Source organism: Acinetobacter sp. ACIN00229, assembly GCF_016106645.1.
Lineage (GTDB): Bacteria > Pseudomonadota > Gammaproteobacteria > Pseudomonadales > Moraxellaceae > Acinetobacter > Acinetobacter oleivorans.
This window is the reverse complement of sequence record NZ_JADWOM010000008.1, coordinates 72131-91627: the sequence shown is the minus strand read 5'-3', so window position 1 is coordinate 91627 and position 19497 is coordinate 72131. Positions and strand designations below refer to the sequence as shown.

Genomic DNA, 19497 nt, shown 5'->3' with positions numbered 1-19497 from the left:
TAAATATGTTTTTCTAAATTACGGATTGTTGCACCAGTTTAGTTCAACCACAATGACTAAATGTACATACATTGGCACTAATTCTTTTTAAGAAGAGGAACCGATCTTTTTTTATTTCGTATGTCACTTGCTCCAAATATTCAACTGGATGTTGAAAAAAGAAAGTAGTCCGAGCTACTAAAAATTCTAAGGAGATATAAATGAATATAGCTACAAAAGTCACTCCAAATATTATTGCAACAAAGGATGTGTCACTTGAAGATAAATATGTAAGTGATAACGGTACAGCATATATGACCGGCATTCAGGCACTTGTTCGGTTGCCTCTTGCCCAAACTCGCCGTGACGCGATTAATGGTTATCATACTGCTGGTTTTATTTCTGGTTATCGCGGTTCTCCTGTTGGTAACTATGATAGTTTCCTTTGGCAAGTTCAAGGATTACTTAAATCCCATAATGTTGTATTTCAACCCGGTGTAAACGAAGACTTAGCTGCTACCGCAATTTGGGGTACGCAACAAGTTAACCTTTCAGGCCAAGGCAAATATGATGGAGTGTCTTCATGGTGGTATGGTAAAGGCCCGGGTGTTGACCGTTCAGGCGATGTGCTCCGCCATGCTAACTTAGCTGGTACCTCTGAACGTGGTGGTGTCGTTGCTTTATTTGGTGACGACCACTCATGTAAATCTTCTACAATCCCTCACCAGTCTGAACATGTCATGATTGGTTGCGGTATTCCAATCTTCTATCCAACATCCGTTCAACAAATTTTAGACTTTGGTGTTCATGCCATTGCAGTTTCACGTTTTTCTGGTCTATGGTCTTCAATGAAGCTGGTCAGTGAAATTGTAGAAACTTCTGCTTCTGTACATGTTGACCTAGACCGTGTTACTCCGGTTATACCAGAAGATGTTAACTTCCCAGAGGGCGGCGTCAATATTCGTTGGCCAGATCATGGCATTCAGCAAGAAGAACGTCTTTATAAATATCGCTTACCTGCTGTTTTGGCTTATGCCCGCGCCAACAAAATCAATACCGTAACATGGCCTTGTGAAAATGCCCGTATTGGTATTGCCGCAAGTGGTAAAGGTTATTTAGATACGATTGAAGCTTTACGCATTTTAGGTATTGAAGATGAAACTGCCCAACAGCTTGGGCTACGTGTTTATCAGGTCGGACTGATTTGGCCGTTAGAACCTCAAGGCGTTCGCGAGTTTGCTGAAGGTTTACAAGAACTGATCGTTATTGAAGAAAAACGTCCAATTATTGAAACACAAATTAAAGATGAGCTGTACTCACTTCCTGATGGCAAACGCCCACATGTGATTGGTAAAGCAACTGACGGTAAAGGTGAATGGAGTACCTCTATTGAAGAAGCACCTCTCATTGGTCACTATGAATACCAGCCTGAACCTATTGCAAAAATGCTGGCTGCTCGTTTCTTAAAACTCGATATTCCAGAAAGCTTAAAAACACAAATCCAAAGCAGAATCGATTTACTGCTAAAAGCAGAGCAAGAATCAAAACGTGTTATTGATCTTGCTGAACGTAAACCGTATTTCTGTAGTGGTTGCCCACATAACTCTTCAACAGTCGTGCCTGAAGGTAGCCGTGCATTAGGCGGTATCGGTTGTCACTATATTGCCGTTTCACTTGACCGTGGTACTGAAACGTTCTCTCAAATGGGCGGTGAAGGTGTAAGCTGGGTGGGTGCATCACCATTTACCAATGAAAAACACATTTTTGCTAACCTTGGTGACGGAACTTACTTCCACTCAGGTTACTTAGCAATCCGTCAGTCTATCGCTGCAAAAACTAATATTACCTATAAAATTCTCTACAACGATGCGGTCGCTATGACAGGCGGTCAGCATGTAGATGGTCATTTGAGCGTTGCACAGTTAACTCGTCAGCTTGCTGCTGAAGGTATTAAAAAACAAGTTATTGTAACTGATGAAGTTAAACTATTAAACGAAGAAGACGGCATTGCACCGGGTGTCGAAATTCGCCACCGTAATGAACTCGATACAGTTCAACGCGAGTTACGTGAAGTTACAGGTGTCACCGCTTTAATCTATGTACAAACCTGTGCCAGTGAAAAACGTCGTCGCCGTAAACGTGATGCCTACCCTGATCCAGCTGAGCGTTTATACATTAACAGTGATATTTGCGAAGGCTGTGGCGACTGTTCGAAAAAATCAAACTGTTTATCTATTGAGCCAGTAGAGACAGCTTTAGGCACTAAACGTCAAATTAACCAAAGTAGCTGTAACAAAGACTTCACATGTGCTGAAGGGTTCTGCCCAAGTTTTGTGACTGTTCATACACGTGATATGAAACGTCCAGCTAAATTTGAAGGAATTGGCGCAGGCTGGCCAACATCACCAATCATTCCTCAGTTATATGATGTTCCAAGTCGTATTATGGTCGGTGGTATTGGCGGTACAGGTGTTGTGACTATTGGTGCACTCCTTGGTATGGCAGCTCACCTAGAAGGCAAAGCAACCCGTGTTATGGACATGGCTGGTCTTGCGCAAAAAGGCGGTACGGTTTATTCATACGTTCAACTTGCAGCAACTGATGAGCAAATTTCTTCTACCAAAATTCCGGCGGGCCAATGTGAATTATTGATTGGTGCTGATGCCGTAGTTGCTGGCGGTAGTGCCGCACTTTCTCGCTTAAAAGATGATGCTTTAGTGATTGTCAATGAAGACAGCACGCCGACTTCTGAATTTATTAAATCTCGTGACTGGTATGCGCCTATTAGCGATTTAATTGATCGTCTTCGTGGTCGTGTTCGTCAAGGTCAATTGGTTTCATTACCAGCCGCTCGCATTGCAACACAACTATTGGGCGATGCAATCTATACCAACCAGTTATTACTCGGTATGGCATGGCAGTCTGGTCGTATTCCGCTCTTACGTGAAAGCATTGAAAAAGCAATTAAGTTAAATGGTACTGCTGTTGAAAAGAACATCGAAGCTTTCCGCGTGGGTTGTCATCTTGCAAGTGATCCAACTTTAGCTGCACGTTTACTTGCGGCAATGCCAAAAACCAAAACGCCGCAAACGTTGGCTGAACTTGTTGAAGACCGCTCTGCTCGTCTGACAGACTATTGGAATGACGCTTATGCAACTAAATACCGTACGCTGGTAGAACTGGCTGCTAAAAAGTTACCAGAAGAATTAACTGGTACGATTGCAACCCAGCTTTATAGAGTCATGGCTTATAAAGATGAATATGAAGTTGCACGTCTGTTAACAGGTAAAAGCTTCAAAGAATCGATTGAAACACAATTCGGTAAAGGCCTACGTTTAACTTACCATCTTGCTCCACCAGCATTACTCGGCGGTCTGCAAAATGTTCGTAAACGTGCATTTGGTTACTGGATGCGCTTCCCAATGATGATGCTTGCTCGCTTACAATGGCTTCGTGAAACTTTCCTCGACCCATTTGCGCGCCAAGAAGAACGTCAACACGAACAAGCATGGCGTGACCGTTACATTGCATTTGTTGAAGCACTGGTTGAAGCTCCAGACAATCATAACTTGGCTGTTGCTGAACAAATTGCAAAATTACCAGCAGAAGTTCGTGGTTATGGACATATCAAAATGAAAGCAATGGACGCTGCAAAACAGCGTTGGGATGAACTTACACCAACACTCATTAAAGTTCGTAGCTAAGAAATTGCTTAAAAATTAAATCTCGAAATAAAAAAGTCATCCTCAGGGATGACTTTTTTATGGGTTCAAATATTTATTTGACCATCTTACGTAAAGTTAAAATCTGCTCGCTTCTTCCAAATGGGCCATAGAGGTCATGTAAAACCGCGCTTGTTAAGCCAATGCCATCCGATCCATATTGCTGAACAGTTTCCAAACCTAACCATTTACCTTGCGGATAACGATGCATGTGAATTTGCAAATCAAGATTTGGAAAGCCCCACGTAAATTCACCTTCTTGTCTTGGTACAATTCCGTTTGCGGTATCCACCATGCCAATCAAATGTGCAAAATCTGTGGTCGGTTGCCCTTCAACAATTTCTTTATCATTATTTAGCCAAACAATGCCTTTACCTGCGCGATGCTGATCATCAATTTTTGTCACTAGTGTTTGAATAAAACCACCCGGCCATCTTTTCATACCCTTCCACTCTGTAAAAGAGTCTGGATGATGAACTGGCTGATCTTCAAGCCCAGCAATATCAGAACTGTCTTGAGTATACATTCGCCATGCTCTAGCCACAATGCAGGTTTTACCTTGTGCCTGCATTTCAGCTTCAATCAATTCAATGGTTTTGCCAGCGCGAATGACATGTGTCTTAACCGTAAATTCACCAAAAGCAATCAAACCAAAAATATCAAAACTAATTCGGCCAATTCGCATATCTTGTCGTGGTGAAAATTGCTCTAACTCTGCTGCGATTACGCCACTTGCAGGTGCCATGTGCTGTTCATGAGGGTTCCAAGCCCCTTGTGCATGGACAGTTGAGCAATAATGAGCAATAACTTCACCTTGAGGACCAATTGTTCTATTCAGTAATTGATAATAAGCATTCATGATTTTCTTTCCGTAGTCCTTATCCAACATCAATATTTGATGAAAATTCACATTTTAATGCTTATGTTAACCCTCTATTTATTTGGCTCAACTGGTTTTTCCTACCAAAAACTGATGAGTCTAAAATTACAAATTTAATCACCAGGTAAAATTTCGCATGTCAATTTCACCCAGTGATCTTAAAAATGCCTCTTCATTAAAATGCAAAAGCATCTGGATCGAGTTCCATGATCGATTCAGCGCCAGACTCAATAGAAGCAGCATGGCTCTGTGTACGATGTAAAAGTTTTTGATAGAAAAACTTAGCTGTCTTTAACTTTGCTTTATAAAAAGCTTCTTCTTGTGTACCTGATTCTAATTTTGCATGGGCAACTTGTGCCATTCGAGCCCACAAATAAGCGAATACGACGTAACTGGAAAAATAAAGATAATCCACCGAAGCTGCCCCTATTTCTTCAGCGTTGTGCTTGGCTTTCTCTGCAATCGTTTTAGTCAGTGACAGCCATTGTTGCTTAAGCTCAGCTAATTTTTCTAAATAAGGTTTTAAGACTTCATTTGATTGCTGTTGATTAATAAATTGATCAATTAGATCGGTCATATTTTTTAGAAGTTTGCCTTCTGACTTAAGGACTTTACGTGCAAGTAGATCTAAAGACTGGATTTCGGTTGTTCCCTCATACAATGTTGAGATACGCGCATCACGTACAATTTGCTCCATACCATGCTCAACAATAAAGCCATGACCGCCAAATACTTGAACACCATGCTTTGCAGATTCATTGCCTGATTCTGTTAAAAAAGCTTTAGCAATTGGTGTTAAAAAAGCCAGTAACTCATCAGAGTGTTTTTGCTGTTCCTGATCGTTTGAGCTTTCGACAATATCGACATGCTGAGCTAAAAAGTAAGCCAGTGCACGACCACCTTCAGAAAAAGCTTTTTGTGTCATTAACATCGAACGTACAGCGGGATGCACAATAATTGGGTCGGCATTTTTCTCAGGATATTGAGGACCAGATAGCGATCGCATAGCAAGACGCTCTTTGGCATAACTTAATGCGCCTTGAAATGAAATTTCAGAAGCAGCGAGCCCTTGTACTGCCGTTCCAATGCGTGCGGTATTCATGAAGGTAAACATACAATTGAGCCCGCGATTTTCCAGACCAATCAGATACCCTTTCGCGCCATCAAAATTAAGTACACAAGTGGCATTACCATGAATCCCCATTTTATGTTCAATCGCGCTACAAACGACGTTATTACGGTCCAGTACCTGACCGTCGTCACTCACATTAAATTTTGGAACAATAAATAAAGAAATACCTTTAGTCCCTGCTGGTGCCTGAGGCAAACGGGCTAAAACAATATGAATAATATTTTCAGAAAGATCATGCTCACCTGCCGAGATAAAAATCTTTTCACCCGTAATTGAGTAACTACCGTCCGGATTGGGTTCTGCTTTCGTTCTAATTAATCCAAGGTCCGAGCCCACATGTGATTCGGTTAAACACATCGTTCCGGTCCAGACGCCACTAATAAGTTTAGTCAAAAACTTCTGTTTTTGGTGCTCGGTCCCATGATGCTCAATTGTTCTCATCGCCCCATGAGACAAACCCGGATACATTGCCCACGCCCAATTAGAACCACATAACATCTCTGAAATAGTAATCCGCAGCAATGTTGGTAACCCTTGCCCACCATATTCAGGGTCGGCGGTTAGTGAGGTAAATCCAAGATCGGCATATTTTTGATAGGCTTCTTTAAAACCTTTCGGAGTTGTGACTACGCCTTGATTTAAATGACAGCCTTCCTGATCACCATTTTGGTTAATAGGTGCCAATTCATTTTCACAAAAATCTGCTGCTGCCTCTAAGTATTGATCAATTAATTCTCGATTTACGCTTTCCTGATATTTGCTTAAACCTTGATAGTTCTGTTCTGTTTGAAGCATTTCATGCAACACAAATTGCATATCGCGTAATGGAGCTTTATATAAAGGCATAGTTTTTTCCTTTCACCTCTCTGCCTGTGTGATGGGCAGATATTGTTTTTCCCTAAAATGGACTTTTATTGTTTCAATCTCACCAAAATATCAAAAAATTTCTTATAGCAAAATATATTTTCACTAATTTAATAAAATTATCGTAACTCAGGAATAGATATAAAACATAAATACTTGTTTTAAAATGTAAATATAGAATAAAAAGTAATTAGCATTGCTTAATTAGAATAACTTTAAATTTTGTATTGCAAAATGTTATTTCGTAAAAATTCAATTTATAGTATTGTGATTAGATTGCTTAATCATCCAAGGACGATTTATGGAAAGCCCGAAATACACAGGTCTTGAGTTTTTAACCGCTTTAAAAAATGGTGAAGTTTCTCCATCACCTATGGCTCACACCATACCAATGGAACTCGTTGAAGTTTCCGAAGGTAAAGCAACTTATAAAGTTACCCCTCGCAAAGAACATAGAAATATTCAAGGCGGTGTACACGGCGGCTTTTGCGCCACAGCTTTAGATACAGCAACAGGTAGCGCAGCTCACACTTTACTTGAACATGGCGTTGGCTATGGAACCATTGATTTAAATGTAAAAATGATCCGCCCCATGCAAGTTGATACATCTTACTATGCGACAGCCGAATTAATTAATGCGGGCCGGAATATTATTAGTACCGAAGGAAAAATCGTAGATGAGAACGGCAAAGTGTATGCTTTTGCCTCGGCAACCTTAATGATTATTCGCAAATAATAAAATATTGAAGCTCCTGTTTATGGAGCTTTTTCTTGCTTTGCAATTTTGTTCATTTCATAAAAATCTAAGCGATCAATCATAAAACTTAATATTGCCATCGCTAAACCTAAAGCAGCACACGCTTCCCATCCCCAGTGTTTCCATGCATAAACTGCAATAAAAGAACCTAAGGCGGCTCCACCAAAATATAAGGTCATATAAATTGAGTTAATACGTGAACGTGCCTCGGCCGAAATTCGGTAGACCAGATTTTGGTTAAGCACATGAAATGCCGATAAACCAAAGTACGCCATAACAACCCCTACAGCGTAGGCCACCAGAGACTGCTGTGCAAAAAATAGTGGTATCCATGCACTTATTAATAGCCCCATGCAAATCACTGCAATTTTATTTTCAAGCCCTGCCGCAATTTTCTTACCTGCCCAAGGGGTCGCAAACACACCTGCCAGTCCAACAATCCCAAATAAACCAATCTGGAAATCGTTAAAGTGATAAGGCTCATTCGCCAAAATAAAAGTCATGGTAGTAAAAATCAGAGCCAAAATACCAAAGCCAATTCCCCCCGCCAAACCACGGCGCAGTAAATGAGGCTGATGAGCTGCTAATGAAAATAGTGAACCATAAATCTGTAGAATATTGAGTTGGTGAGACTTACGTGCAACTGGCAACTTCACCCACATCACCCAAGCAAACACCAAAATGACAATTCCGCTAATTAAATAAACCGCATGCCAAGACCAAACTGTAGAAAGCAAGCCTGCAATAGAACGCGCCAATAATATTCCCAAAAATAAACCACTCATGAGAGTGCCTACAACTTGAGGGCTTTTTTTCGGACTAGCTAGACCTGCGGCGAAAGGAACTAAAACTTGAGTCGCAATTGAAAAGAATGTGGCTAAAAAGGTAAAGCCATATAAAGCTGGCAAGGTTTGACTTAAGGATAACCCTACTTGTGCAAGCCCCGTACAACACATGAGCAAGCAAATATAACTGCGCTTTTCAAAGAAGTCGCCTAAAGGAACTAATATAAAAAGGCCAACTGCATATGACAGTTGGCTAATCACAATAGTTAAAGCAACTTGATCGGCATTAACTTTTAATGCTTCCGCAATTGAATAGATTAAGGGCTGGTTATAATAGTTTGAACCCGCACAAATTCCACATGTCATTGCCATGATAAAAATAAAGCTTTTTGACAGTATATTTTCTGCATTGGGCTCAACTATTTTTTCCATTTTTAACTACGCCCTATTTTAAAATTTATACATCGATACAAAGTTTACGCGTGATACATCAGCGGTTCTGCCATCAAATACTTCTCGTTTGCCTTGATGATATTCCATACCAATATCCATTTGCTCAATCGGTGAATAAAAGACGTTAGCTGCGTAGTCCGTTAGACGTTTGTTGGCATCTGGGTTGAGTTTGGCATAAGCAGTGTCGTCATCATAATCAAACATTGAAGCCGATAAGTTTGCACGCCATTGCTCATTGAATTTATATGAATAACCAATATTGATGCTATTCAACTTATTCATAACCAAATCTGTTTTGTCTTCATTTAAAGAGAAATCACCCGCGGCATTTAAATTTGTTGAATTTGCCAAACCACTTTGGGTGGTGTACGGCATAAATTTTTGATCACCAACAATATATTGATAATTTGCTTGTACCGACTGCTGAGGTGTTAATTGATATTTTAAGCCGCCTCCAGCGCCCCAGCTTACTTTCTTAACCGTGGCAGTTGCGACATCTGTAGATTTTTCATTAATAAAACCTTGAGCAAGTGCCGTTAAAGGCCCTTGTTTAAAGCTATAGCGCCCCGTTAAAGTTGGAAATGCCGAGACTCTCGAACCTGTATATTCCAAGGCTACTTTTAAATCATTATTGGCATCAATTTTCCAGTCATAGCGAATTTGTGGAGTCCGTGTATAGGAAGTTCCTACAAATTGGGTGTAATCGACAGCTTCAGTACGGGTTTCCATGTTAGACATGAGTGACCATGTTTGGCCAAAGGTCCAGTCTTTATAAGTGAAAAAAGCATGACGGATACGGAATTTACCATCCCCTGTTCCCATGTTAGAGCTATCAAAGAAATCGGCTTCAATATTGCCCGTTACTGCTTTATTAGGGCTATTAAAATAAACGCCCAATCGGCTTGCATTAATCATGGCATCGGAACGTGCATGATTTGAACGTTTTTCACTTTCAAAAGGTGTTCGGTACAGACTGCTAGTTGTTCTACCGCCCGAGTCTGGTGATGATTTAAAATCAACTGCTGCGTCAACACGGGCAATACCGTAAACCTTCACATTATCTGTCCAAGTGACCCACGAAGGAGCAACAGGCTTTTCTGTAACCGTTGCCTTAGTTTTTTCGATGTTCTCTTCAATCTTTACCTGTTTGACTTGTAAATTATTTTGAGTTTGTTTCTGAGCAGCAAGTTCTGCTTTTAATTTTTGCAGCTCGGTTTCTAGCAAATTAATTCTTTGTTCTGTGGTGTCTGAAGAATTTGCAAAAATAGTCCCTGAAGCCGCAGCGCAAGCTGCGGCTAAAATTAATTTTTTCATCTTTTAATCCTTAAAGAAGCATTTTTTCCGTGTGTATTTAGGCTACACGTGCATCGATTAGTTCACAGTCTGTGACTGCTTGTAATTCATCAAAACTTAGGCCTTCCACCATTTCTGTGACATAAGCTTTTTGGTCTTTGAGTTCAATAATGCATAAATCGGTATAAATACGGTTTACACATTGCTCACCAGTCATTGGATAGCTCAGTTCTTTTACAATTTTGGACTCACCTTTTTTAGTGACATGTTCCATATAGACATAAATCGTTTTCGCGCCGACTGCCAAATCCATAGCACCGCCGACCGCGGGTACATCATCTGCTTTACCGGTATGCCAGTTTGCTAAGTCTCCATTTACCGCAACTTGGAATGCACCAATTACACAAATGTCCAGATGGCCGCCACGCATAATGTCAAATGAGTCACCATGATGCATAAAGCACCCACCGTCCAACAAAGTAACAAGTTCTTTTCCAGCATTGACTAAATCTTGGTCTTCTTCACCAGGTTGTGGCGGCGGCCCAAAAGCCAAGACACCATTTTCTGAATGTAAAAAGATTTCTTTGTCTTTGGGCAAAAATTTAGCAACGTTGGTCGGTAAGCCAATCCCTAAATTGACATAAGAACCTTCCGGAATGTCGTTGGCAATGAGTTTGGCAATATCTTCACGAGAACGCTTTTGAACTGACATTAGATATCTCCTACTTTTACAATGTGCTGAACAAAAATTCCCGGTGTAATAATGCACTCTGGATCAAGCGTTCCTAGTTCTACGGTGTCATTCACTTGAACAATCGTGGTCTTGGCGGCTTTTGCCATAATTGGCCCAAAATTACGGGCTGCTTTGCGGTAAGTTAAATTACCCCAGCGGTCAGCTTTATCGGCATAAATCAGTGCAAAATCAGCTTCAAGTGGATATTCAAGCACATAGTTTTTACCGTTAATGGTTCGGGTTTCTTTACCCTCGGCAACTTTGGTGCCATAACCAGTCGGAGTAAAAATAGCGCCTAAGCCTGCGCCAGCAGCCTGAATACGACATGCCAAATTACCTTGCGGAACCAGTTCCAACTCAATTTTTCCAGCTCGATATAAGTCTTGAAAAACAGTTGATCCAGCAGATTTCGGAAATGAACAAATCATTTTTTTAACGCAACCCGCAATAATCAGATTTGTTAAACCACGATCACCAGAAGCTGCATTGTTATTTACAATGGTCAGTTCTTTTTTTCCTAAATCGATTAAGGCTTCAATTAATTCAGCAGGTTGCCCCGTCACACCAAACCCGCCTGTCATGATGGTTGCTCCATCAGGAATAGCTTTTAAAATCGGTTCAATGTCACTGGTGATTTTATTTATCATCTCACTTGTCCCTTTTCATCCTTAATTTAAGGTGACAGATTGATCTGTCACTCTGCCTTTTGCGGGTTAAATAGTCGGTCTTTAATAAATAACAAGGGAATTACCCCGCAGATAAAATAAGCCGCAGCCATCACCAAAAGCCCTAAGCCAATAGAACCGTTCTGCGATAGAAAACCAATTGTTAATGGAGAGAAAATAGAAAGTACTTTGCCAATGTTATAAGCACCACCCACTGCCGAACCTCGAATTGAAGTCGGGAAACTTTCTGTCATATAGGTAGCATTAATTGCGTATGGAATACCGTAAAGGAAACCGAAGAACAGCATCATCCATAAAATATTGGTTGGTGTATTTAAATAGACAATGACCGGAATAAATAAGGCTGTACCAATGGTTCCGAAAGCAAATACAGCGCGGCGCCCTAATTTGTCGGCAACGATCCCTGCAATTACTTTGGCAAACATCATAATTAGGAAAGTACCGACCATATACATGGCCATTTCTTTAAATTTGATGCCAAGATCAGACTCTAAATAAGCTGGTAACCAGTTACTTACGCCGTAATAACCAAACTGCAATGCACCTGTACTAATAATCCAAAGAACAAACATGGTGCCATGTTTCTTATCTCTTAAAATTTCAAGATATGGGTTTTGACGTTTTTTAGGTTGGTTACTTTGAGCGACCTCTAGCGCTTTTAATTGACGTGCTTTTTTCCAAGACTCAGGTTCAGGTACACAAAAGTGCATTAAAATTGACAACACCACAGGCGTAATCGCAATCCAGTATAGGAAACGCCATCCGTGTTCAGGAATAATATGTCCTGCTAATAAGGTCGCTAGCAAGGAACCTAAGGTATAACCCGTCATAAGGGTAGCCAAAACAGTCGAGCGATGTTTGGTTGGCACCATTTCTGACATTAAAATATTACAAGCAATATAGAGCGCACCTAAACCCATCGCTCCAAAAGTTCTTAAAACTGCAAATTGCATATAAGAATCAGTAAAACCCAGTGCGCTGGTTAAAACTGAAGAATAAGCAATAAAGAACACGATAATGCGGACCCGCCCAAAACGGTCACAAGCCCAACCACCAATCAAGCCACCAATTGCTGAACCTAAAAGTGTTAAACTGCCTAATGTTCCGGCTTGTACACCCGTTAAATGAAATTCTGTTTTAAGACTGGTCAGGCTTAATGCCAAAAAACCTAAGTCTGCCCCATCACACAACAATGTTAAAAAAGCGAATATAAATGCGGTAATCCAAATCTTTTTTGGTGTCTGGATAGCTTCACTGCTAGCCGTATTTTGTGCAACTGTTTCTGTTGTCATGTCCATATCCTCAGAAGGAACATGAGGCATCCAATGCCTCATGGCATTTGTTTTTTATTAGGTAGTAGCTTCCCTAATCATGTTTTTGGCAATAATAATTTGTTGAACTTGCGTGGTTCCTTCATATAAACGGAACAAACGCACATCGCGATAAAAGCGCTCAATGGCATATTCACTGATATAACCCGCTCCACCGTGAATCTGTACACAGCGGTCAGCAACGCGTCCGCACATTTCAGTTGCAAACATTTTTGCGCAAGACGCTTCTGTACTAATGTTTTCGCCATTATCACGGCGGCGAGCTGCATCTAAAACCATACATTTAGCTGCATAAATCTCGGCCTTTGAGTCAGCAAGCATCGCTTGAATCAACTGGAAGTTTGCAATAGGCTGACCAAACTGTTTACGCTCAATCGCATAGTGCAATGCGTCGTTTAACATGCGTTCGGCAACACCCACGCTATAGGCACCAATGTGCAAACGCCCTTTATCAAGCACTTTCATGGCCGTTTTAAAACCGACACCTTCTACGCCACCAATCAATGCAGAAGCAGGCACACGGCAATTTTCAAAAATCACATCACAGGTGTGCGAACCCTTTTGCCCCATTTTTTGGTCAATTTTGCCTAACGTAATGCCTGGTGTATTGGCCTCAACTAAAAAAGCTGAAATGCCACCAGACCCTTTAATTTCAGGATTAGTTCGAGCCATTACAGTGAAAGTTGCAGCATGGGGCGCATTGGTAATAAAACGTTTGGTACCGTTTAACACATAAAAATCACCATCTTTTACTGCACTGGTTTTTAAAGAGGCAGCATCAGAACCAGATTCAGGCTCGGTTAAACAAAATGAACCAATAATTTCGCCACTTGCATAACGCGGTAAATATTTTTGCTTTTGCTCTTCTGTGCCATCAATCAAAATTGCACTTGAGCCAATACCGTTATTGGTACCAATTAAAGAGCGAAAAGCCGGTGAAGTTTGCCCAAGTTCAAATGCAACTCTGACTTCCTCTTCCATGGTGATGCCTAGGCCGCCATACTCTTCGGGAATTGTGAGGCCGAACAAACCAAGCTCACGCATTTGCTGCACAATATCATCTGGAATTTTGTCTTTCTCTACCACTTCGTTTTCACGAGGGATCAATTCATTTTTTACAAAATCTCGAATTGTTGAAAGTAACTGCTCCAACATCCCTTCATCACGGATCATCTGTGATCTCCCTTTTTATGTATTTCCATCGCACCCATCAGCCATCTCCAGCTTGTCTGGATACCATGTTTTAAATCTTGTTTACTGCGGATGTGTTTCATAGTACGAGAACGAAAATACAAATTTCAAGCTTTTTTGAAAATTAATTTCGTTAAACGAAATTTAAAAATACACCATTACGTAATATCAAACACTTAGCTTATTTAATAAATCATAATTGCTCTAATGGGTTAAATAAGACTTGAAATAAATTCCAAAATAAGCATCATAAAAGGAATATAATTTTGATGTGCGAAACAAGGAATTCAAAAATGAGTGTATCAATAGGGAATAATTTCGTAGAAGTCGACTTTTCTATTCAAAAAATAGCAGTTGTTAAAATTAACCGACCTGAAGCAAAAAATGCATTGAATACAGAGGTTCGCAAACAACTAGCGCAAACTTTTACCGAATTAAGTTTTAACGATGAGATCAATGCAGTTGTGCTCACAGGTGGTGAAGAGGTCTTTGCCGCAGGTGCAGATCTAAAAGAAATGGCAACCGCAACTTCTACAGAAATGCTATTGCGTCATACGGAACGTTATTGGAACGCGATTGCTCAGTGCCCTAAACCAGTGATTGCTGCTGTAAATGGTTATGCATTAGGTGGTGGCTGCGAACTTGCAATGCACGCTGACATTATTATTGCAGGTAAAGGCGCAACCTTTGGCCAACCGGAAATTAAGGTTGGTTTAATGCCGGGTGCTGGTGGTACACAACGTTTGTTTCGCGCTGTGGGTAAATTTCATGCCATGCGCATGATTATGACAGGTGCCATGGTGAAAGCAGAAGAAGCTTATACCATCGGTCTTGTTTCACAAGTCACAGAAGATGACCAAACTATTCCAACTGCGATTCAAATGGCGCAAAGCCTAGCAAAAATGCCTCCTATCGCCTTGCAACAAATTAAAGAAGTTGCACTCATGAGTGAAGATGTTCCATTAAATGCTGGCTTAACCCTAGAGCGTAAAGCATTCCAACTGCTGTTCTCTACCGAAGATAAAAATGAAGGCGTTCAAGCTTTTATCGAGAAGCGTAAACCGTCTTATCAAGGTAAATAACTCAAAACCATAATAACAAAGGAATGAATATGACCAGAAAAGTATTAATTAGTGCAGGTGGTTCAGGGATTGGACGATGCATTGCTGAAGCATTTTTAAACAATCATGATGAAGTTTTTGTTTGCGATATTAATGCTAAAAGCCTAGAACAATTTCAACAAGATTATCCAAAGCTGCATATACATGCCTGTGATTTGGCTGATCATGAACAAATTAAACTCATGTTTAGCCAAGCAATTCAGAAACTTGGCGGTATTGATATTTTAGTCAATAACACAGGCATTTCAGGCCCGACCGTTGCAGCAGATGAGCTAAGTTTTGAAAATTGGAATACTGTTATTAATTTAAACCTGAATAGCACTTTTTTAATTACCCAGTTAGCCATTCCCTATTTAAGGAAAGCACAGGCAGGCGTAATTATTAATATGTCATCTATTGCTGGCCGCTTAGGCTATCCATACCGATTAGCCTATTCCACCTCAAAATGGGGACTGATCGGTTTTACCAAAACGCTTTCTATGGAATTTGGTGCAGACAATATTCGAGTAAACGCTATTCTTCCGGGTGCAGTCGATGGTGATCGGGTTCAACGCGTATTACAGGCCCGCGCCGATGTAGCAAATACCTCACTTGAAGAAGTGACTCAAAATGCACTGAAAAATCAGTCGCTCAAATATTTTGTCAATCCAAAGCATATTGCAGATTTATGCCTATTTATAGCGTCAGACAGTGGTCGCTCAATTTCAGGTCAAATCTTACCCATTGACGGTGATAAACAGTGCTTAAGCTAAATTACCCAACCCTATTTTTCCGTTTAATTTCAAATATAGATTAATCATCAGGATGATCGACATGACTTATGATATTAAAAGCATGGCTGTGATTGGTGTCGGTATTATGGGCAGTGGCATTGCTCAAATTGCTGCGCAGTCAGGTCATACCACTTATTTATATGATGCCAAAGCAGGTGCAGCAGAACAGGCCAAAGAAAAACTGGCTGCCACATTTCAAAAGTTAGTCGACAAAAATAAGATTACGTCTGCGCAAGCAGCAGCGGCAAATAACCATTTAGTTGTTGCTCATCAAATTGAAGATTTAAAAAATTGCGACCTGATTGTAGAAGCAATTGTTGAACGCCTCGATATTAAACAAAGCTTGATGCAGCAGCTTGAAGACGTTGTTTCAGATAATACTATTTTAGCCTCAAACACCTCTTCTCTGTCTATTACAGCGATTGCGGCAAACTGCAAAAAACCTGAACGTGTTGTGGGTTATCACTTCTTTAACCCCGTTCCACTCATGAAAGTAGTCGAGGTGATTCGTGGTTTAAAAACTGACCCACTTATTATTGATACCTTAAATGATCTGTCTCGCGCATTTGGTCATCGCCCTGTTGTAGCGAAGGACACCCCTGGATTTATTATTAATCATGCTGGTCGGGCTTATGGAACTGAAGCACTCAAAATTTTAAATGAAAACGTTTGTGACATTAGTGAAATTGACCGAATTTTACGTGACGGCGTTGGTTTTAGAATGGGTCCTTTTGAATTACTTGATTTAACAGGCCTTGATGTTTCTCATCCAGTCATGGAGTCGATTTATCACCAATACTATGAAGAAGCCCGCTACAAACCAAACCCGCTCACCAAACAAATGCTAGATGCCAAACAACTTGGACGTAAAGTTAATCAAGGTTTTTATAACTATGAAACTGGTTCAAAAACAGGTGAACAACCTGTGAAGTTTGTAGAGCGTTTAGCACAATATCCAAAAGTTTGGATCGCTGCCGATTTCTTAGATGATAAAAAACAGCTTGAAGATTATTTAACTCAGCAAAATATTGCCTTAGACACTCATCCTGAACCTCAAACAGATAGTTTATGTTTACTCGCTTGTTACGGTGAAGATACAACTCAAGCGGCTACTCGGATTGGGGTTAATCCTGCGCAAGCTGTTGCTATAGACATGCTTTATGGCATTGCAAAGCATCGAACCTTAATGCCTTCACTTATTACCAAACCTGAATACCGACAAGCCGCGCACTCTATTTTCAATTTAGATGGAAATTTGGTGAGTATGATTAATGAAAGTATTGGCTTTGTTGCACAGCGTGTTTTAGCGATGGTGATTAATCTAGGCTGCGATATTGCCCAGCAAAATGTTGCCACTGTAGATGATATTAATGCCGCGGTACGTCTGGGCTTAGGCTATCCATTTGGCCCAATTGAATGGGGTGATCAAGTCGGCAGCGAAAAAATCTTACTCATTCTGAACCGTATAACAGCACTTACGCATGACCCACGTTACCGCCCTAGCCCATGGTTACAGCGTCGTGTCGCACTTCATTTACCTCTTACTTTTACTCACGAGTCTTGAAAAGGAATTTCTCAATGTTAAATGCATATATTTATGATGGTTTACGTAGTCCATTTGGCCGTCATGCGGGTGAACTTGCCTCAATTCGCCCTGATGATTTAGCCGCAACTGTCATTCAAAAACTACTAGAAAAAACTGGTGTTCCGGGTGCTGATATTGAAGATGTGATTTTAGGCGATACCAACCAAGCGGGTGAAGACAGTCGTAATGTGGCACGAAACGCGCTGTTACTTGCAGGATTACCTGTCACTGTACCGGGCCAGACAGTAAACCGCTTATGTGCTAGTGGGTTAGGTGCGGTCATTGACTCAGCACGCGCTATTACTTGTGGTGAAGGCGAACTCTATATTGCAGGAGGTGTAGAAAGTATGTCTCGCGCACCTTTTGTGATGGGTAAAGCGGAAAGTGCTTATAGCCGTGATGTAAAAATTTATGACACCACAATTGGCTCTCGTTTTCCAAATAAAAAAATTATTGCTCAGTACGGCGGTCATTCAATGCCTGAAACGGGTGATAACGTCGCAGCCGATTTTGGTATTAGTCGTGAGCAAGCAGACTTATTTGCAGCCCAATCACAAGCTAAATATCAAAAAGCCAAAGAAGAAGGATTCTTTGCCGATGAAATTACGCCAATTGAGGTTTTCCAAGGCAAAAAATTGCCACCTAAACTCGTTTCAGAAGATGAACACCCTCGCCCAAGCTCAACTGTTGAAGTACTCACAAAGTTAAAACCACTCTTTGAAGGTGGCGTGGTCACTGCTGGTAATGCCTCAGGTATTAATGATGGTGCAGCAGCCCTGTTGATTGGTTCAGAAGCAGCAGGTCAAAAATATGGCCTAAAACCAATGGCAAAAATCTTGTCAGCAGCAGCAGCTGGTATTGAGCCACGCATTATGGGTGCAGGCCCGATCGAAGCCATTAAAAAAGCCGTTGCTCGTGCTGGGCTTACTTTAGATGACATGGATATTATTGAAATTAATGAAGCCTTTGCTTCACAGGTTTTATCTTGTTTAAAAGGCTTAAATGTTGATTTTAATGACCCGCGTGTGAACCCGAACGGTGGTGCAATTGCTGTGGGTCATCCACTTGGTGCCTCTGGCGCTCGTCTTAGCTTAACAGTAGCCCGTGAGTTAATTCGCCGTAAGAAGAAATATGCCGTGGTGAGTCTCTGTATTGGTGTAGGTCAAGGCCTTGCAATGGTGATTGAAAACGTTTCATAACCATTGAACCAGATATCCATTCATCACAACAGCGCAGTGATGAATGGATTTATTTTGCAGAGCGAAATATAATGGCAAAACTATTGCTTTAATTATATTTGAGGATCGAATGTCTCAAAACACGGAAACTGAAAAACCAATAAATTTTGATGAGATACGTTTAGATCCTATTTCGCATATACATCGGGAAAATAACCCACAATTTATTGCTTCTTTAGCGCGCGGTTTAGAACTTTTAAGATGCTTTTCTGCAAATAATCAGGTGCTCGGTAACCAAGAATTAGCAAAAATGACAGGTTTACCTAAACCGACCATTGCACGTATTACCAATACCCTTGTGTCATTAGGCTATTTAAAACAATTGCCTAACTCAACCAAATACACATTAGACATTGGTGTTTTATCTTTAGGATATGCAGCATTATCTAACATCTCAATTCGTAATATTGCTCATCAATATATGGAAGAATTGAGTCAGTATGTTCAGGCCCCTGTGGCAATGGCAACGCGTGACCGCTTAAATATGGTGTATATCGATGTTGTGCAAATTGAAACAGCCTTAAATATGCGCCGCCCAATTGGTTCGACTTTACCACTGCATAGCAGTTCTATGGGACGAGCATGCTTGGCTGCGACTCCTGAACGTGAGCGCAACTTTCTACTTGATGCGTTGAAACAAAAGAACCCCGAAAACTGGCCAGCTATAAAACGCTCTTTAGAACGAGCTTTCCGTGATTATCAAGATTATGGATATTGTTTGTCTTTAGGCGAGTGGCATAAAGAAGTGAACTCGGTGGCTGTACCTTTGGTCAGCTCCAAACATGGTCTTTATGTTTTTAACTGTGGTGCACCAAGTTTTCATTTAAATCCCGAAAAACTTGAAGGTGAAATTGGACCACGTTTAATCCACATGGTGCACAATATTCAAGATGCCTTGAATGAAACGCACTAATAACCATACTTAAAACAGTCATGGTTGTGTTGATTAAAGTTCCACTTTCATTATGACTATA

General features: G+C 40.7%; 15 protein-coding genes. 7 read left to right on the top strand and 8 right to left on the bottom strand.

Annotated features, from left to right (window positions below; translation table 11 throughout):
• The first annotated feature begins 200 nt into the window (after positions 1 to 200).
• Complete coding sequence (locus I7H67_RS09235) at positions 201 to 3683, top strand: indolepyruvate ferredoxin oxidoreductase family protein (protein WP_198307664.1); 3483 nt, start codon at positions 201 to 203, stop codon at positions 3681 to 3683.
• A 73-nt stretch (positions 3684 to 3756) separates the two neighbouring features.
• On the opposite strand, the gene I7H67_RS09230 is transcribed toward I7H67_RS09235, so the two are convergent.
• The gene (locus I7H67_RS09230) at positions 3757 to 4560 is read right to left on the bottom strand and encodes a thioesterase family protein (protein WP_198307663.1); all 804 of its coding nucleotides are present in this window, start codon (positions 4558 to 4560) and stop codon (positions 3757 to 3759) included.
• Positions 4561 to 4756: 196 nt separating this feature from the next.
• Positions 4757 to 6559, bottom strand: a complete 1803-nt coding sequence (locus I7H67_RS09225) for an acyl-CoA dehydrogenase C-terminal domain-containing protein (protein WP_198307662.1) — start codon at positions 6557 to 6559, stop codon at positions 4757 to 4759.
• 304 nt (positions 6560 to 6863) lie between these two features.
• Between I7H67_RS09225 and I7H67_RS09220 the strand changes: the two genes are divergently transcribed.
• Positions 6864 to 7313, top strand: a complete 450-nt coding sequence (locus I7H67_RS09220; RefSeq protein ID WP_079284144.1) for a PaaI family thioesterase — start codon at positions 6864 to 6866, stop codon at positions 7311 to 7313.
• 20 nt (positions 7314 to 7333) lie between these two features.
• Here I7H67_RS09220 and I7H67_RS09215 read toward each other — a convergent pair whose 3' ends face one another.
• The 6 genes from I7H67_RS09215 to I7H67_RS09190 are packed head-to-tail and all read right to left on the bottom strand — an operon-like array spanning position 7334 to position 13788.
• Positions 7334 to 8551 carry an MFS transporter gene (locus I7H67_RS09215; protein WP_111854962.1) on the bottom strand — a complete coding sequence of 406 codons (1218 nt, stop codon included), beginning with the start codon at positions 8549 to 8551 and terminating at the stop codon, positions 7334 to 7336.
• A gap of 18 nt (positions 8552 to 8569) precedes the next feature.
• Positions 8570 to 9886 (bottom strand): outer membrane trimeric porin-like protein DcaP, encoded by a 1317-nt coding sequence (gene dcaP / locus I7H67_RS09210; RefSeq protein WP_198307661.1) that lies wholly within the window; start codon positions 9884 to 9886, stop codon positions 8570 to 8572.
• A gap of 37 nt (positions 9887 to 9923) precedes the next feature.
• Positions 9924 to 10577 carry a 3-oxoacid CoA-transferase subunit B gene (locus tag I7H67_RS09205; RefSeq protein WP_016138550.1) on the bottom strand — a complete coding sequence of 218 codons (654 nt, stop codon included), beginning with the start codon at positions 10575 to 10577 and terminating at the stop codon, positions 9924 to 9926.
• The gene (locus I7H67_RS09200) at positions 10577 to 11245 is read right to left on the bottom strand and encodes a 3-oxoacid CoA-transferase subunit A (protein WP_016138551.1); all 669 of its coding nucleotides are present in this window, start codon (positions 11243 to 11245) and stop codon (positions 10577 to 10579) included. Before I7H67_RS09200 ends, I7H67_RS09205 begins: the two co-directional genes overlap by 1 nt.
• Positions 11246 to 11292: 47 nt before the next feature.
• Entirely contained in the window at positions 11293 to 12576 is a 1284-nt protein-coding gene (locus I7H67_RS09195) for an MFS transporter (protein WP_013198238.1), read from the bottom strand.
• A gap of 57 nt (positions 12577 to 12633) precedes the next feature.
• Positions 12634 to 13788 carry an acyl-CoA dehydrogenase family protein gene (locus I7H67_RS09190; protein ID WP_005304187.1) on the bottom strand — a complete coding sequence of 385 codons (1155 nt, stop codon included), beginning with the start codon at positions 13786 to 13788 and terminating at the stop codon, positions 12634 to 12636.
• 311 nt (positions 13789 to 14099) lie between these two features.
• On the opposite strand from I7H67_RS09190, the gene I7H67_RS09185 reads away from it, so the two are divergent.
• From I7H67_RS09185 to I7H67_RS09165, 5 genes are all read left to right on the top strand, one after another.
• Positions 14100 to 14888, top strand: coding sequence for an enoyl-CoA hydratase (locus tag I7H67_RS09185; protein ID WP_198307660.1), 789 nt, complete (start codon positions 14100 to 14102; stop codon positions 14886 to 14888).
• 29 nt (positions 14889 to 14917) lie between these two features.
• Positions 14918 to 15679 (top strand): SDR family oxidoreductase, encoded by a 762-nt coding sequence (locus I7H67_RS09180; RefSeq protein ID WP_198307659.1) that lies wholly within the window; start codon positions 14918 to 14920, stop codon positions 15677 to 15679.
• Between the two features lie 61 nt (positions 15680 to 15740).
• A complete protein-coding gene (locus tag I7H67_RS09175) occupies positions 15741 to 17264 on the top strand; it encodes a 3-hydroxyacyl-CoA dehydrogenase (protein ID WP_198307658.1) in 1524 nt (507 codons plus the stop codon).
• 14 nt (positions 17265 to 17278) lie between these two features.
• Positions 17279 to 18484: a 3-oxoadipyl-CoA thiolase gene (locus tag I7H67_RS09170; RefSeq protein WP_198307657.1), complete on the top strand. Its 1206-nt coding sequence runs from the start codon at positions 17279 to 17281 to the stop codon at positions 18482 to 18484.
• A 109-nt stretch (positions 18485 to 18593) separates the two neighbouring features.
• Positions 18594 to 19436, top strand: a complete 843-nt coding sequence (locus tag I7H67_RS09165; RefSeq protein ID WP_009391028.1) for an IclR family transcriptional regulator — start codon at positions 18594 to 18596, stop codon at positions 19434 to 19436.
• The last annotated feature ends 61 nt before the right edge of the window (positions 19437 to 19497 follow it).